The organism is Demequina subtropica (genome assembly GCF_000971235.1).
Classification (GTDB): Bacteria; Actinomycetota; Actinomycetes; order Actinomycetales; family Demequinaceae; genus Demequina; species Demequina subtropica.
Genome location: NZ_BBMB01000010.1, coordinates 44372 through 60052, shown reverse-complemented (window position 1 = coordinate 60052; position 15681 = coordinate 44372). Strand labels below are relative to the sequence as shown.

The 15681-nt window shown below is 73.3% G+C and carries 14 protein-coding genes; 7 read left to right on the top strand and 7 right to left on the bottom strand.

Annotated elements, in window-relative coordinates; translation table 11 throughout:
- Positions 1–26 precede the first annotated feature (26 nt).
- Complete coding sequence (locus tag AOM06_RS09550) at positions 27–2531, bottom strand: beta-glucosidase family protein (RefSeq protein ID WP_228372918.1); 2505 nt, start codon at positions 2529–2531, stop codon at positions 27–29.
- Positions 2532–2774: 243 nt separating this feature from the next.
- On the opposite strand from AOM06_RS09550, the gene AOM06_RS09545 reads away from it, so the two are divergent.
- Together AOM06_RS09545 and AOM06_RS09540 are read left to right on the top strand one after the other, a co-directional pair.
- Positions 2775–3419, top strand: a complete 645-nt coding sequence (locus AOM06_RS09545) for a TetR/AcrR family transcriptional regulator (protein ID WP_062305182.1) — start codon at positions 2775–2777, stop codon at positions 3417–3419.
- Between the two features lie 177 nt (positions 3420–3596).
- Positions 3597–5246, top strand: a complete 1650-nt coding sequence (locus tag AOM06_RS09540) for a DEAD/DEAH box helicase (RefSeq protein ID WP_228372917.1) — start codon at positions 3597–3599, stop codon at positions 5244–5246.
- Positions 5247–5305: 59 nt separating this feature from the next.
- Here the strand turns inward: AOM06_RS09540 and AOM06_RS09535 are convergent, their stop codons facing one another.
- From AOM06_RS09535 to AOM06_RS09525, 3 genes are read right to left on the bottom strand one after another with little or no spacing between them, the layout of a single operon-like run.
- Complete coding sequence (locus AOM06_RS09535; RefSeq protein ID WP_062305175.1) at positions 5306–5533, bottom strand: RNA-binding S4 domain-containing protein; 228 nt, start codon at positions 5531–5533, stop codon at positions 5306–5308.
- 47 nt (positions 5534–5580) lie between these two features.
- Complete coding sequence (locus AOM06_RS09530) at positions 5581–6405, bottom strand: PHP domain-containing protein (protein WP_062305172.1); 825 nt, start codon at positions 6403–6405, stop codon at positions 5581–5583.
- A gap of 43 nt (positions 6406–6448) precedes the next feature.
- Complete coding sequence (locus AOM06_RS09525) at positions 6449–7921, bottom strand: CLIPPER-2 domain-containing protein (RefSeq protein WP_062305170.1); 1473 nt, start codon at positions 7919–7921, stop codon at positions 6449–6451.
- A gap of 155 nt (positions 7922–8076) precedes the next feature.
- Between AOM06_RS09525 and AOM06_RS09520 the strand changes: the two genes are divergently transcribed.
- Positions 8077–9441: an aminopeptidase P family protein gene (locus tag AOM06_RS09520; RefSeq protein WP_062305167.1), complete on the top strand. Its 1365-nt coding sequence runs from the start codon at positions 8077–8079 to the stop codon at positions 9439–9441.
- Positions 9442–9528: 87 nt separating this feature from the next.
- Positions 9529–9723, top strand: a complete 195-nt coding sequence (locus AOM06_RS09515; RefSeq protein ID WP_156163663.1) for a hypothetical protein — start codon at positions 9529–9531, stop codon at positions 9721–9723.
- On the opposite strand, the gene AOM06_RS09510 is transcribed toward AOM06_RS09515, so the two are convergent.
- On the bottom strand, positions 9699–10247 hold the full coding sequence (locus AOM06_RS09510) for a VanZ family protein (RefSeq protein WP_062305164.1): 549 nt from the start codon (positions 10245–10247) through the stop codon (positions 9699–9701). The two genes, AOM06_RS09515 and AOM06_RS09510, sit on opposite strands and share 25 nt — an antisense overlap.
- On the bottom strand, positions 10244–11101 hold the full coding sequence (locus tag AOM06_RS09505) for a DUF3800 domain-containing protein (protein ID WP_062305162.1): 858 nt from the start codon (positions 11099–11101) through the stop codon (positions 10244–10246). Before AOM06_RS09505 ends, AOM06_RS09510 begins: the two co-directional genes overlap by 4 nt.
- Before the next feature lie 195 nt (positions 11102–11296).
- On the opposite strand from AOM06_RS09505, the gene AOM06_RS09500 reads away from it, so the two are divergent.
- Positions 11297–12283 (top strand): LLM class flavin-dependent oxidoreductase, encoded by a 987-nt coding sequence (locus AOM06_RS09500; RefSeq protein WP_062305160.1) that lies wholly within the window; start codon positions 11297–11299, stop codon positions 12281–12283.
- Between the two features lie 6 nt (positions 12284–12289).
- Here the strand turns inward: AOM06_RS09500 and AOM06_RS09495 are convergent, their stop codons facing one another.
- Complete coding sequence (locus AOM06_RS09495; protein WP_062305157.1) at positions 12290–13690, bottom strand: aminotransferase-like domain-containing protein; 1401 nt, start codon at positions 13688–13690, stop codon at positions 12290–12292.
- 100 nt (positions 13691–13790) lie between these two features.
- Here AOM06_RS09495 and AOM06_RS09490 point away from each other — a divergent pair, with 100 nt between their 5' ends.
- Positions 13791–15092 (top strand): magnesium transporter MgtE N-terminal domain-containing protein, encoded by a 1302-nt coding sequence (locus AOM06_RS09490; protein WP_062305155.1) that lies wholly within the window; start codon positions 13791–13793, stop codon positions 15090–15092.
- Positions 15085–15624, top strand: a complete 540-nt coding sequence (locus AOM06_RS09485) for a DUF1003 domain-containing protein (protein WP_062305152.1) — start codon at positions 15085–15087, stop codon at positions 15622–15624. Before AOM06_RS09490 ends, AOM06_RS09485 begins: the two co-directional genes overlap by 8 nt.
- The last annotated feature ends 57 nt before the right edge of the window (positions 15625–15681 follow it).

Sequence of the window (15681 nt, the reverse complement as noted above, 5' to 3'; positions counted from 1 at the left end):
CCTCCCAGCCGCCATCGACCTCGTTGTCAATCCCGCACGATGCGGGCAGCCGCGTCCTCGTCGTCCCTCCTCCTCGGCTCGGGCGCCTCGAGCCGGACCGCGGTGTCCAGCCGAAGATCGCGAACGGACCGTCCTGCACGGAGGCGGTACTCGCCCGCGGGCAGCACCCACGCCGCCGCCTCCGTGTCCCACACCTCGAGACGGCGTCGCGCGACGGTGATGCGCGCCCGCACGGTCTCGCCGGGCCGTGCGTGCACGGCCACGAACCCGCCGAGCCAGCGCGCCGGGCGCTCGTGCGCGCCGTCCGGAGCCTCGACGTACACCTGCACCACCTCGCGGGACCCGCGGGTCCCCACGTTGGTGACGTCCACCTCGACCTCGAGGTCGCCCGCGGCCGTGAGGCGCGGCGCCCCGATCGCCTCGTAGCGCCACGACGACCATCCGAGACCGTGCCCGAACGGCGCGGCGGGCGCCGCGCCCGAGCGCTCCCACCCGCGGTAGCCCACGTGGACCCCCTCGTCGTAGTGGACGATGCCCGCCACCGGGATCGCGTGCGGCACGGGGACGTCTGCCTCGCTCGCAGGGAGGGTCCACGGCAGCCGTCCGGCAGGCTCGGCCTCCCCCGCCAGCACGTCGGCGATCGCGTGACCCGCCTCCTGCCCGGGGAACCAGGCCCAGAGGACGGTGCGCGCGCGCTCGAGCCACGGGAGCAGCACCGGCGCGCCCGCGTTGACCAGGATCACGGCGTCGGGGGCGACGTCGAGCACGCGCTCGACGAGCTCGTCCTGTCGGCCCGGCAGCGCGAGCGTGGTGCGGTCCCAGCCCTCGGACTCGGACTCCTCGTTGGTGCCCACGATCACCACCGCGAGCTCGGCCGCGCGCGCCGCCGCGACCGCGGCCTCGATCTCATCGTCCACGCTCGGTCCGGGCAGCGCGTGACGCGGCTCGGCGCGCACGAACCTCCCGTAGCCTCCGGCGTCGATCACGCCGAGCGTCGCGGACACCACCACGTCGCGCGGCTCGGTGATGTGCACCTCGACCTCGACGCCGGCGGGGTTGTTCACCGACGAGTCGAGCACGCAGTCGACCCCCACCGGGGCGTCGCTCGCCGAGGCCTCGATGCCGTCGATCACGATGCGGTGGGCACCCACGGTCCCCACCGACAGCCGGTGGGTCCCGGGGTCGGTCAGCCGGACCGCGGCGGTCAGCTCGACCTCGGCGGCATCCGCGGGAAGGTCGCGGAGCCAGCCGTCCCAGCCGGTGACGGTCCGAGCGCCCAGGGCCCGGCCCGCATCGTCGCGGTGCTCGAGGCGGACGTCCTCGAGCTGGAGGCGCGGGGCGAAGGCACGCGGATCGCCGCCGCGCTCGAGCACGATGCTGGCGTGGGGCCAGCGCGCGGCGAGGCCCTCGGCGGGGGTCACCACATGCGGGGGGTGCACGGTCGACGAGCCGCCGCCGAGCACGTGCGGCCGGAGGGCGTTCGGCCCGATGAGCGCGACGGTGGCCGGCGCGGGCCGGTCCCACGGCGCGTCGTCCGCCCGGCGCAGCACCACCATGGAGGAGGCCGCGGCGCGCCGCACGAGTGCGCGCAGGTCCTCCGCGTGGGTGATCGGGGCGGGGCCCTCGCCGAGCGCGCCGACCCGGCCGGCGAGCAGCAGGACGCGTGCGACCTTGTCGTCGATCTCGCGCTCGGGCACGCGGCCCTCGCGGACCGCGGCGAGCAGCCGCTCGCCCCAGGGTCCGCCCGGGCCGGGCATGACCAGGTCGAGCCCGCCGTTGGCGGCAGCCTCGCCGTCGCCCGTGGCCTCCCAGTCGGAGACCACCACACCGTCGAAGCCGAGCTCGTCCTTGAGGAGGTCGACGAGGAGGTGGCGATGCGCCGTCATGGGTGAGGTCTCGGTGCCGTCGTCCGTGCCGTTGTACGCGGCCATGAGCGACCACACCCCGGCCTCGACGGCGTCCTCGAACGGGGCGAGGTACACCTCGCGCAGCGCCTGCATGCCCAGGTCCGCGACGTACGAGGTCCGCTCGGTCTCCGAGTCGTTCGCCACGTAGTGCTTCATGCAGGCCGCGACGCCCTGGTCCTGGATGCCGCGGACCACGGTGGTGCCGATGGCGGAGGTGAGGTAAGGGTCCTCGGAGAAGCACTCGAAGTGCCGCCCGCCCACGGGCGTGCGCTGGATGTTGACCTGGGGCGCGAGCACCACGTCGACCCCGTGGTCGCGCGCCTCGCGGGCGAAGGCCTGTCCCACCTCGAAGGCGAGCGCGACGTCCCAGGTCGCGGCGATGGCGCTGGGCGTGGGGAACAGCACCGACGTCTCGCCCTCGACCTCGCCCAGGCCGCGCACGCCCACCGGTCCGTCCGAGAAGGCGACGCCGCGCAGGCCCAGCTCGGGCAGCGCGTGGAGGCGCCACATCGTCGCCCCGGTCAGCAGCAGCACCTTCCGCTCGAGGGGCAGGGTGCGCGCGATCGCGCGGCAGCCCTCGAGCGTGGCGCAGGCCTCGCGTGCGTCCAGCGACGGCAGTGTCACCAGGTTCTCCTCTTCGTCGAGCAGTCCGGGTCGCCCCGGTCGATGTCGGGTAACTTACTGTGCTGTCAGTAACTAAATCAACCCGGGCCTGCGCGTGTTGCACAACCGTGACCATCGGAGCGTCTGCCAGGCGCGGCGCCGCACCTGCGTAGACTCGGGCGTGACCTGGCTGGACGGACGGCCCCCGGCGACCGATGCAGGTCGCCCGGGCACGCCCCGCCCGGACCGGAGCCGAGGGAGACCATGACCACCGCGAGACGAGCCTCGAACCCGCGACCGGCGACGCTGGAGCGTCGCCGTGAGATCCTGCGCGCCGCGCTCGAGATCTTCGGGTCCAAGGGCTACAACAACGGCCCGCTCGTGGAGATCGCCGAGCAGGTCGACATGACCCACGCCGGGATCCTCCACCACTTCGGGTCCAAGGATCGGCTGCTGGTCGAGGTGCTGCGCTACCGCGACGAGGCCGATGTCGAGGGCATCGAGGGCCAGCACATCCCCGACGGCACCGAGCTGTTCCGCCACCTCGTGCGCACGGCCTTCGCCAACGAGGAGCGCCCCGGCATCGTCCAGGCGTACGCCGTCCTCTCCGCCGAGTCCGTCACGGACGGCAACCCCGGCCGCGAGTACTTCGAGCAGCGCTACACGCAGCTGCGCTCCGAGGTCGCGCAGGCCTTCCGCGTCATGTGCGAGGAGCGCGGCATCGACGCGCCCGCGACCATCGACAGGGCCTCCGCCTCGGTGCTCGCGGTGATGGACGGCCTCCAGGTGCAGTGGCTGCTCGATCGCGGCAACGTCGAGCTCGCGGAGACCAGCGCGTTCGCGATCGAGGCGATCGTGACCGCCGTGCTGGACCCGCGACCCTCCCCGCTCGGTCCCGACGCGCCCTGACCTGGGGTCCTATCGCTACGGCACCCTGCGCCGGTACACTGTCATGCGACCTGGGCTGACCGGTCGTCATGTGAAACGCGGTACCGCTGAAGACAGCGATGAGCCGCTCTGAGGATGATTCGCGATCGGCTGCCCGCCGTACGGGTGCCTTCGCGCCCCAGACTCCCTCGGAGCACCATGACTGAGACGCACGCCAGCGTGCAGGCGAACGACACCACGTTCGCCGACTACAACGTCGACCCTCGCATCGTCGAGGCGCTCGCCGACAAGGGCATCATCAGCCCCTTCCCCATCCAGGCGATGACCCTCCCCGTCGCCCTCTCGGGCCACGACATCATCGGCCAGGCCAAGACCGGAACCGGCAAGACGCTGGGCTTCGGCATCCCCGCGCTGCAGCGCACCGCCGCCCCCGGCGAGGACGCCTACGAGCTCCTCGGCGACGCCAAGGGCAAGCCCCAGGCACTCATCGTCGCCCCGACCCGCGAGCTCGCCGTCCAGGTCGCCAACGACCTCGACGCCGCGTCGCGCAAGCGCGCCGTGCGCATCGTCCAGATCTACGGCGGCCGCGCCTACGAGCCGCAGATCGAGGCGCTCCAGAAGGGTGCGGACGTCATCGTCGGCACGCCGGGCCGCATGATCGACCTGCTCAACCAGGGCCACCTGGACCTGCGCTTCATCAAGACCGTGGTCCTCGACGAGGCCGACGAGATGCTCGACCTGGGCTTCCTGCCCGACGTCGAGAAGCTGCTCGCCGCGACCCCCGCGTCGCGCCACACCATGCTCTTCTCCGCGACGATGCCGGGCGCCGTCGTGGCGCTCGCGCGCCGCTACATGACGCAGCCCACCCACATCCGCGCCGCCGACCCCGACGACGACGGCGCCACCGTCAAGGCCATCAAGCAGGTGGTCTACCGGGCCCACGCGCTCGACAAGGTCGAGGTGCTCGCCCGCCTGCTGCAGGCCAACGGCCGCGGCCTCACCGTGGTGTTCGCGCGCACCAAGCGCACCGCCGCGAAGGTCTCCGACGAGCTCCGCGAGCGCGGCTTCGCCGCCGGCGCCATCCACGGCGACCTGGGCCAGGGCGCCCGCGAGCAGGCGCTGCGCGCCTTCCGCTCGGGCAAGATCGACATCCTCGTCGCGACCGACGTCGCGGCGCGCGGCATCGACGTCACCGACGTCACGCACGTGGTCAACTACCAGTGCCCCGAGGACGAGAAGACCTACCTGCACCGCATCGGCCGCACCGGTCGCGCGGGCAAGACCGGCACCGCCGTGACGTTCGTCGACTGGGACGACGTCCCCCGCTGGTCGCTCATCGACAAGGCCCTGGACCTCGGCTACCCCGAGCCCCAGGAGACCTACTCGAGCTCGGCGCACCTCTTCACGGACCTCGACATCCCCGAGGGCACCAAGGGCCGCCTGCCCCGCGAGAAGCGGACGCGCGAGGGCCTCGAGGCGGAGACGCTCGAGGACCTGGGCGAGACCGGCAAGCACACCGGCGGCTCCGGCGCGGGGCGCTCGGGCGGCCAGGGCGGCCGTTCCGGCGGTCGCGGCCAGGGCGGCCGCGGCGGCTCGGGCTCGGGCTCCGGCGAGGGCTCGCGCGAGGGCGGCTCCGGCCGCAACCGCAACCGTCGCCGCGGCGGCTCGGGCGGCTCGGGCTCGGGCGAGGGCTCCGCGCCCCGCGAGCCGCGCGCCGAGGGCGCCGCGGGCTCGACCCCCGAGGGCGAGGCCAAGCCGCGCCGCAACCGCAACCGCCGTCGCCGCCGCTCGGGCGGCTCGGGCTCGGGCGAGGGCTCGGCCCCGCAGGCCCAGCCGGCCGGCGAGTAGCAGCTGAACGCGAAGGGCGGGACCTCCTCGGAGGTTCCGCCCTTCGTCGTCTCAGCGTGTCAGGCGCTGACGCGTGCCGCCCGGCCCGCGAGGCTCACCACGTCGCCCTGGCGGAGCTGACGCCCACGGCGGAGGTCGACCTCGCCGTTCACCGTCACCTCGCCCTCGAGGATCGCCTCCTTCGCCTCGCCGCCGGTATCCACCAGCCCCGCGAGCTGGAGGAACTGGCCGAGGCGGATCACGTCGCCGGAGATCACGACGTCTTCGATGCGAGGCTGGCGGGTCATAACCGCATGATAGATCCCGGGGACCGCGGCACGATGGCCGGGCCCGCCTACCCGCGCTGCGCCTCGAGCGCCTCGAACGCGGCGATCGAGGTGAGGTTCTCCCCCAGCAGGTTGAGCTTGCCGGTGCCGTGGTAGTCCGAGGACCCCGTCTGGACCAGCCCGTACCTCTCGGCGAGCCCGGCGAGCCTCGCCCGCGACTCGTCGTCGTGATCCCTGTGGTCCACCTCGAGGCCGGCCAGCCCCGCCTCGGCGAGCGACGCGATCACGGAGTCCGGCACCACCCGCCCGCGCGCATGGGCGCCCGGGTGCGCGAACACCGGGACCCCGCCGGCCGCGCGGATGGCGCGCACCGCATCGTGCACGTCGGGCGCGTAGTGGTGCACGTAGAACGGCGAGCGGTTGTGCAGGATCGCATCGAACACCTCGCCGCGCGTGGCGAAGTGGCCGCGCTCGACCAGGGCATCGGCGATGTGCGGGCGCCCCACCGTCGCGGCCGCGCCCGACTGGCGCACCACGTCCTCCCACTCGAGCGGGTACTCCACCGCGATCCGCTCGACCATGCGCTGCGCGCGGCCCACGCGCGCCTCCCGGGTGAGCGCGAGAATCTCGGCGAGCGCCGCATCGGCCGGGCGCGGCCAGTACGCGAGCATGTGGATCGACACCCATCGGTCCTTCGCCGAGACCTCGATGCCGGGCACGAACCTCAGGCCCAGCCGCTCGGCCTCCGCCGCGGCCTCGTCCCAGCCGTCCACGGAGTCGTGGTCCGTGAGAGCCACCACGTCGAGGCCCGCCGCGGCGGCGTCGCGCATCACCTGCGCGGGCGTGCCCGTGCCGTCGGAGACGTTCGAGTGGGTGTGGAGGTCGATGCGCACGGCTTCAGCCTAGGCATCGGCGCGGCCGCCCGTGCCGGGCGGATCAGACCTCGAGCTTGCGGACCAGGAAGATCGCGGCGAGGATCGCCGCGATGAGCGCGCCGCTGATCATCGGGCGGTCGTCGCTCTCCGATGCAGGCGCCTCGGCAGCCGTCGCGACCGGCTCGAGCGCCTCGGCCGCGACCTGGACCGCCGCGTGCTCCTCGGGCTCCACGACGGCGGGGGTCGTGTCCGCCGCGAGGCGCGCGATCTCCTCGACCGCCTCGCGGTGCTGGAACGGGTCCGGCTCCTCGGAAGCGACCGGCTCGGGCTCCTCCGCGGGCTCCGGGGCGACCTCCGGCGCGGGCGCGATCGACTCCGTGGTGGGCGCGGGCCGGGACGGCTCCGGCTCGGGCTCCGGCACCGGCGTGGCGGCGATCGTGAGGGTGAAGGTCTGAGCCACGGTGACCCGGGTGCCCACGGGCGCGGGCTCGGCGGCGCCGAGCGGCAGCACACCCGTAAGCGCGACGGTGAGGTCCACCGAGCCGGCGGCGGCATCCGCCTCGGTCACCGCATAGTCGACGGCGCACGTCACGGTCGCGCCCGCGTCGATGCCGCCGTCGAGGGCGTCGCACGATGCGACGAGGCCGTCGGGCGCGAGCACCGTCACCTGGGCGTCCTGGAGCGGCAGCGCGGCGGTGTTGAGCATCGCGAGCGTGAGCGTCACCGTGTCGCCCGCGTGGACCTCGTCCTCGAGGTCCGCCACCGACCACCCCGCGGTGTCGAGGAACGCCCGCACCTGAGCGACGTCGAGGCGCCGCTGCGCCATCCCGACGGCCAGCTCATGCGCCGCCGCGTGCAGCGGGGCGAGCGCCGCGAGATCCGCGAGCGCCGCGTCGAGCTCGACGCGTGCGGCGTCCGCCGTGGCGACCGCGAGAGCATGCGCGGCCGCATCGGCGTCGAGCACCGCGAGCGCGTCGACCTCGGCTTGCCATGCGTCCCACGCGGCGGCCGCGGCGGGCTCGGCCTCGGCGAGCCCGGCCTCGGCCTCGGCGAGCCGCGCGGTCATCTCGTCGCGGGTGGGGCCGGGCTCGGCGAAGGCGAGCTGGTCCGTCAGCAGCGTGATCTCCGCGCGCAGCGCGACGGCCGCGGCCTCCGCCTCGTCGAGCGTCGCCTGCGCCTGCTCGACCACGCCTGCCTGGGCCTCGTACGCCTCGGGCGCTCCCGCGGTGCCGGCCGCCTCGGCCTCGGCCGCGGCGACGGTCTCCGACGCGATGTCGGCCGACGCCTGGGCCGCGGTCAGCAGCGCCTCGAGCGCCGCATCGGCCGCGTCGACCGCATCGGCCTGCGCCAGGGCCACGTCGAGCTCCCCCGCAGCGAAGGCGGCATCGGCGGCCACGGCGGCCGTCGCGGCCTCGTCGGCGAGCGCCTGCGCCGCCGCGATACGGGTGGGCTCGTCGGTCGCCCCGGCCGGGGCCACGAGCACGGCCATCACGGTGACGAGCGCCGCGACCGCGGAGAGCAGGCGTGCGCGCACGTGTGGTGACCTTCCGTCGAGGTGGGAGAGATCAAGGTTATGGCCGGTGCAGCGCCGGATCGGGGCGCGAACGGCACGATGTGCGCAAACTCACACGGAACCTCCAGGGACCCCCGGCGCATCGTCCACGCCGGACCGCGTGGGACCATGGCGACGTGAACGACAAGGTTGAGAACAACAAGGCCCGTACCGGCCGCCCCACCACGCAGGAGTTCAAGGACTTCATGGGCGCCCACTGGGCCCCGCACGAGGACGTCGAGGTCACGCGCATCGCCGCCGCCCCGTACGCCGCCGAGCGCCGCGCGCGCCTGAGCGCGCGCTTCCCGGGCGAGCTCATCGCGGTCAAGGCCGGCAGCCTCAAGACCCGCGCGAACGACACGGACTACCGCTTCCGTCCCGACAGCGACTTCGCCTACCTCACCGGGCTCGGGCTCGACCACGAGCCGGGCGCGATCCTGGTGATGGAGCCCCGCGAGGGCGAGGGGCACGATGCGACGCTCTACCTGGTCCCGCCGGCGCAGCCCGGCGACGAGGGCTTCTACTCCGACCCCGCCGCGGGCGAGTTCTGGATCGGGCGCCGCCCGGGCCTGGCCGAGTTCGAGGCCATGACCGGCATCGCCACCAAGGCGCTGTCCGACCTGCCGAAGCTCAACCTCACGCACCAGCCGCACAAGAACGTGCGCGAGGCGCTCGCCGAGATGCGGTTCGTCAAGGACGAGTACGAGGTTCAGCAGCTCCGCGACGCGGTCGACGCGACCATCGCGGGCTTCGAGGCCGCGATCACGCAGCTGCCCCGCGCGGTGGGCCACAAGCGCGGCGAGCGCGTGATCGAGGCCTCGTTCGACGGGCACGCCCGCGAGGAGGGCAACGGCGTGGGCTACGAGACCATCGCCGCCGCCGGCCCCCACGCGACCACGCTCCACTGGATCGCCAACACCGGCCAGGTGCGCGAGGGCGACCTGCTGCTGCTCGACGCCGGAGTCGAGGTCGAGAGCCTCTACACCGCCGACGTCACCCGCACCTTCCCGATCTCGGGCGAGTTCACGGCCACCCAGCGCCGCGTCTACGAGATCGTGCTCGAGGCCGCGGACGCCGCGTTCGCCGTCGCGAAGCCCGGCGTGCGCTTCCTCGACATCCACTTCGCCGCAGTCGAGGTGCTCGAGAAGCGCCTCACCGAGTGGGGCATCGCGCCGGTCTCCGAGGACCCCGAGTCGAAGCTGTTCCGCCGCTGGATGGTGCACGGCACGTCGCACCACCTGGGCCTGGACGTCCACGACTGCGCCGAGGCCAAGCGCGAGCTCTACATGGAGGGCATCGTCGAGCCGGGCATGGTCTTCACCATCGAGCCGGGCCTGTACTTCCAGGAGGGCGACCTTGCCGCGCCCGAGGAGCTGCGCGGCATCGGCATCCGCATCGAGGACGACATCCTGGTGACCGAGGACGGCGCCGAGAACCTCTCGGCCGCGCTGCCCCGCGACCCCGATGAGGTCGTGGCCTGGATGAAGCGCGCCATGCGCTGAGGCCTCGGACCTGACGCGACCGGCGCGTCGTCCCTCCGGGGACGACGCGCCGCTTGCTTTCGTCCAGGTAGGTGGGACGATGTGGCGGTGAGCGAGAGCGGGCGCCATGCGGCGCGGTGGGTCCTGCGGGTCCTGGTGCTCGCCTTCGTGTTCGCGCCGATCTTCACGGTCGGCAGGTGCGTCGACTCGGAGGACCCGGGCGCGAGCTACTGCGAGAGCGGGCTCGCGTCTCCGCTCATGGCACTCGTCGGGATGACCTACCCGGTCACGCGCACGCCCTGAGGCGTGCGGCTCAGCCGAGCCACAGCACGTGCCAGGGCGACCGCCAGGCCGGCGCCGACAGCGCCGCCCAGCGCCGCGAGCAGCACGTCGTCGATATCGACCGAGCCGAGCACGAACACAAGCTGTACGGTCTCGACCACAAGCGCCGCTGCCGTCGCCCATGCCAGCCCAGCGATGAACGAGGTCCTCCGCACCGCGAGCGCGCCGAGGAAGCCGACCGGGACGAGCATGAGCACGTTGCCATAGATCTGCCAGCGCGGACCCGGCAGCAGGTTCGGGTCCGTCCACAGCGCCGAGATCGATCGCAGCGGCACCAGGTTGACTCCTGCCCACATGCCCGCCGGCCGCAGCAGCGTGACGGCCGCGATCACCAGCAGCGCAGCTGCGAGCAGGACCCGCGCCGCGCCGGCACGGTCGAGCCTGCGGTGCCGCATGAGGATGGCCACCGCGAGAGCGGCGACAACGCCGGCGATGACCGCGAGCCCGACGAGCGGCAGCGGGACGGTACGCAGGATCTCGCTCATCGCACCGGCGGGTACTTGCCTGGGTCAGGGAACACGATGATGCCGCCGCCCTGGGCCTTGGTGGTGTTCCAGTGGGCGGCGAAGCAGGGCTCGATCTTGTCCCACAGCAGGTGTCGGTCGGTTGGCGGTTGCCCGGCGCCGTACCAGGCACGCGTCGCGAACGCTACGAGGTCCGCCAGTTGGATGAGCTCCCGATCCCATGTGCTCAGGGTGGGATCGATCCAGACGGGCTTGTCGACGACGAGGTTGAAGTTCGGGCGGTTGGCTCCCTTAGATGCCAGTCCCTGCCGAACCTCGTGCATCGAACCCGAGTTGAAGTACGCCTCGTGCTCGTCCTGGCGGTCCGCCACGAAGATCGCGCCCTCGCCGCGGTTCACGCTGCCGAGCGTCTGCGCAACCCGCTCGTAGAGCCGTGCATACGCGATGCCAAGCGGATTGAGCGTCGAGTCGACGGCCGCGAGCGCGCGCTTGTCGACCACGACGCTGAAGACCAGGGGCCGAAACTTGGCGAACAACTGGCCCAGATCACGGAGCAGGTAGTGGAGATGCATCTTCTCGAGTACGTTCGCGTAGCCCGTGGGCAGCCCACCGGGGAACTCGCCGCTCGCCCACCGCGACGCGAGCCACAGGTGCCGCGACTTGATCTCCGTCTCGCCCCAGGCCCGAGACACCGCGTGGGTGCCGAAGTGGCGCTCCTTGACCCGAAGGATCTCCTCGGCGAGGGGCTCACGCGAGGAGTCATGGATCCCCACCGCTGCCAGTGCGAACAGATCGCGCACCGGCGTGCGCCCCTCGCCGGCGGCCTCGACATTCATCGTGGTACCGCCGGACTCGTCGACGTAGAACAGCAGCATCGCTCCCCCAATGACCTCGTGGCCCTGAAACCTACCCGTGCGACCGCAAAGCCCCTGGCTCCGCCGCGCCAGGCTGACACATGGGTGCCCGCACAGCAGGGCGGTTTCAGGGGGACGATGCACAGCGCGGCCGGGCATAGGGTTCCACCTCCCGGCGTTCAGCCCCCGGACCCGCCTCACCACCCGAAGGAAGCCATGCCCCTCGCGCTCTCCCTGCTCGACCTCGCCTTCATCCGCCCCGGCGGCTCCGCCGGGGAGAGCCTCGCGCACAGCGTGGACCTCGCGCGGGCAGCCGAGGTAGCCGGTTACCAGCGCGTCTGGTACGCCGAGCACCACGCGATGCCCACCATCGCGTCCTCCGCACCTGCCGTGGTCATCGCGCACGTCGCGGCACACACGTCGACCATCCGCCTGGGCGCGGGCGGCGTCATGCTCCCCCACCACTCGCCGCTGGTGGTCGCGGAGCAGTTCGGCACGCTCGCCGAGCTCCACCCCGGTCGCATCGACCTGGGGCTGGGACGCGCGCCCGGCGGCGCCGGCGAGGTCTACGCCGCGCTGCGCCGCACGCCGGACGCGTCGGACCGCTTCCCCGAGGACGTGCGCGAGCTCCAGGACCTGCTCGCGGGCGAGGCACGGCTCGACGGGATCCGCGCCACCCCCGGGGCGGGGACGAACGTGCCGCTGTACGTGCTCGGCTCGTCGCTGTTCGGCGCGCAGCTCGCGGCGCAGCTGGGCCTGCCCTATGCCTTCGCGTCGCACTTCGCCCCGCAGGCGCTCGAGCAGGCCGTCGCGCTCTACCGGGGCACCTACCAGCCGTCGGAGCACCACCCGGAGCCGTACGTGATCGCCGGCGTCAACGTGGTCGCGGCCGAGGACGGCGACGATGCACGCGCCGAGCTCGCGGACGCCCGCCGCCAGCGCGTGCGCGCCCTCGTCGCGCGCGGCCCGGCGGCACGCACCTATACCGACGAGGAGATCGAGGCGTTCCTCACCACGCCCCAGGGTCAGGGCATCGCGCAGATGATGTCGAAGGCCGCCGTGGGCACGCCCGCCGAGGTCCGCGCAGGCCTCGAGGCCTTCGCGGCGGAGGCGCGCGCCGACGAGCTCATCACGGTCCACCCGTCGCTGGACCCGGAGGCCCGGATCCGCTCGGTCACCCTCACCGGCGCGGCGGTTCGCTGAGGCGCCCTACGCGGCGCGCTCGGCGAGCGTCTTGATGCCCAGCCGCATCTCCTCGGGCGACAGGTAGAAGGGCAGCCGGAAGCGGTCCGCGCCCGCGCCTGGCACCACCGAGAACGCGGCACCCGCGACCACGGGCACGCCCGCGCGCTCGGCCCGCTCGGCGAACCGCTCTGCCGACTGCCCCGGCATGCGCACCCAGAGGCTCGGCCCGCCCGTCGGCTCGACCGCCTCCCAGTCGAGCCCCGCCTCGGCGATCGCCTCGCGCACCGCCGCGAGCGACTCGCGCAGCGACTCGAGCCTCCACGCGAGCGTCTCCTCGAAGCGCTCCCGCAGGAGGCGCGCGCCGATGCGCTGGAACAGCGCGGGGCTGCCGAGGTCCATCGCCGCGCGCCGATGCCGCAGCTGCGCCGCGAGCGTCGCGTTGGTGTGAAGCCAGCCGATGCGCAGCCCACCCCAGAACACCTTCGACATCCCGCCCACCGTCACCACCGACGCACCGGTGCCGAGCGACGCGAACGGCCGCGGCATCGTCCCGGAGAGCGCGAGCTCGCCCAGCGTGCGGTCGTCGATCACGGTGGTGCCGGACGATGCGGCGGCAGCGAGGAGGCGCACGGCGTCCGCCTCCGCGAGCGCCGTGCCGGTCGGGTTGTTGAACGTGGTGAGGTACGCGAGGTCGGGCTCGGCCGCGCGGAGCAGCTTGGCCGCGCCGTCGACGTCGAGCCCCGCGTCCGTCATGGGCAGCGCGAACGGCCGCGACCCTGCCGCGGCGATCGCGTCGAAGATCCCGGGGTAGGTGATCGCCTCGAGCGCGACGGGCGTGGAGGGCGAGGCGAGCGCGGTCACCGCGAGCCACAGCGCCTGCTGCGCCCCCGAGGTGATGACGACCTCGTCGGCGCGCGCGGGGATCCCCTGCGCGCGCAGGTGGTCGGTGACGGCGAGCACCAGGTCACGGTCCCCGAGCGCCGCATAGCCGTTGCCCAGCGCCGCGCGCCCCTCGAGCAGCGCCTCAGGCTGAGCGAGCGCTTCCGACACGGCCGGCGCGGGCGGCGGCGACGCCGTGTTGAGCGCCACCAGCGGCGGCTCCTGCCCCACCAGGATCCGCGAGAACCGATCCTGCGCGGTCAGCGCCGAGACTCCTCGCGAGCGCATCCCGAGCCGCGGCGCGGCACCGGGCGAGGCCTCGAGCCAGCCCTGGTCCCGCAGGCGCTGATACGCGGCCGTCACCGTGTTGCGCGACAGGTGCAGGCGCGCCGCGAGCGCGCGCTCGGAGGGCATGCGCGCACCGTGGTCGAGGGTGCCCGACTCCCCGAGGGAGACGATCGCATCGGCGAGCTGCATGTACAGCGGCCCCGTGCCCGACTTCCAGTGGTCGAGCACGCCGGCGAGCTGGTCGGCTGTGGTGCGCATGGCGCCATCCCACCACAGAACTGGCACCCCGATGCAAGTGCCAGCCTGCGCATCGTCCCGCCTCCCAGGCGGGACGCAGGGACGGGACTACCATCGCACCATGAGCACCGCAGTCGACCGCGTCTACATCGCGCGCCTCGCGGGCACCTCCGTCTTCGACCCGATCGGCGACGAGGTGGGCCGTGTCCGCGACGTCGTCGTCGTGATCCGCCGCACCGGCGGCACGCCGCCCACCGCCGTGGGCCTGGTGGTCGAGGTCCCGGGCCGCAGGCGGGTCTTCATGCCCCTCACCCGCGTCACCGCGATCAACCCGGGGCAGGTCATCTGCACCGGCGTGATCAACCTGCGCCGCTTCAAGGCGCGCGCCGGCGAGTCCCTGGCGATCGCCGAGCTCTTCGAGCGCTCGGTGAAGCTCAAGGAGGACAAGTCCACGGCGTACATCGAGGACATCGCGATCGAGCAGGACCGCACCAAGACCTGGCGGTTCACCAAGCTGTACGTGCGCCGCGCCGAGCGCCGCAAGGGCGTGCTCGGGTTCTCGCGTCGCGGCGAGTCGCTGGTGGTCGACGTCGACCAGGTCACCGGGCTGTCGACCCGGGACAAGAACCAGGGCGCCTCGCTCGTCATCGAGGCCTTCGAGGACCACAAGCCCGCCGACCTCGCGGCCGCGCTCATGGAGATGAGCCCGTCGCGCTCCGCGGAGATTGCTGCGGCGCTGGACGACGAGCGCCTCGCCGACGTGCTCGAGGAGCTGCCCGAGGAGGATCAGATCGTCCTCCTGTCGACGCTGCGCTCGGAGCGCGCGGCCGACGTCCTCGAGGCGATGGACCCGGACGATGCGGCGGACCTCCTGGGCGACCTGCCGGCACCGCAGGCGGCCGCCCTGCTCGAGCTCATGGAGCCCGAGGACGCGCGCAACGTCGAGCAGCTGCTGGGCTACGAGGACGACTCTGCCGGCGGCCTGATGACGACCGAGCCCGTGATCGTCGGACCGGAGACGTCGGTGGCGACGTGCCTCGCGCTCGTGCGCAAGAACGAGCTGCCGCCCGCGCTGGCCTCGATGGTCTTCGTGGTGCGCCCGCCGCTCGAGACGCCGACCGGCCGCTACATCGGCCTGGTCCACATCCAGAGGCTGCTGCGCGAGCCCCCGCACGAGTCCATCGGCTCGTTCGTGGACCCCGCGATCGCGCCGCTGCACCCGGGCGACCATCTGTCCATCGTCGCGCGCCGCATGGCGGCCTACGACATCCTCGCGCTGCCGGTGGTGAACGACGACCACCGCCTGGTGGGAGCGATCTCCATCGACGACGTGCTCGACCACCTGCTGCCCAGTGACTGGCGCGAGCACATGGACGAGGACGACTCGGAGGGCGCGACCGCGAAGGGAGGCGCACGTGGCTGACCGGCTCGACCGCCCCAAGGGCACGGAGCGCGGCTTCTTCCGCCGCCGCTCGAGCAACCCCGACCGCGCGGGCGTGGTGGTCGAGGGCATCGCGCGCTTCCTCGGCACCCCCAAGTTCCTGCTCTGGCTGACCCTCTTCTGCGCGGCGTGGCTCGCATGGAACTCATGGGGGCCGGAGCAGTACCGCTTCGACTCGGCCGCGTTCGGCTTCACGCTGCTCACGCTGATGCTGTCCCTGCAGGCGTCCTACGCCGCGCCCCTGATCCTGCTCGCGCAGAACCGTCAGGACGACCGCGACCGCGTGGCCGCCGAGCAGGACCGCCAGCAGGCCGCCCGCTCGCTCGCCGACACCGAGTACCTCGCCCGTGAGGTCGCGTCGCTGCGCCAGGCGCTCGGCGAGACCGCGACGCGCGACTTCGTCCGCTCGGAGCTGCGCGGCCTGCTCGAGGAGCTCCGCGACGAGCTGCGCGACGACGAGGACGACGACGACGAGGAGCCGCGCCCCACCAAGCCGACGCGGCGCGCGAAGTAGCCGCCGCATCGTCCGCCCGACCGCGCAGCCGGTCCGGGCCGAGCGCCTACGATTGAC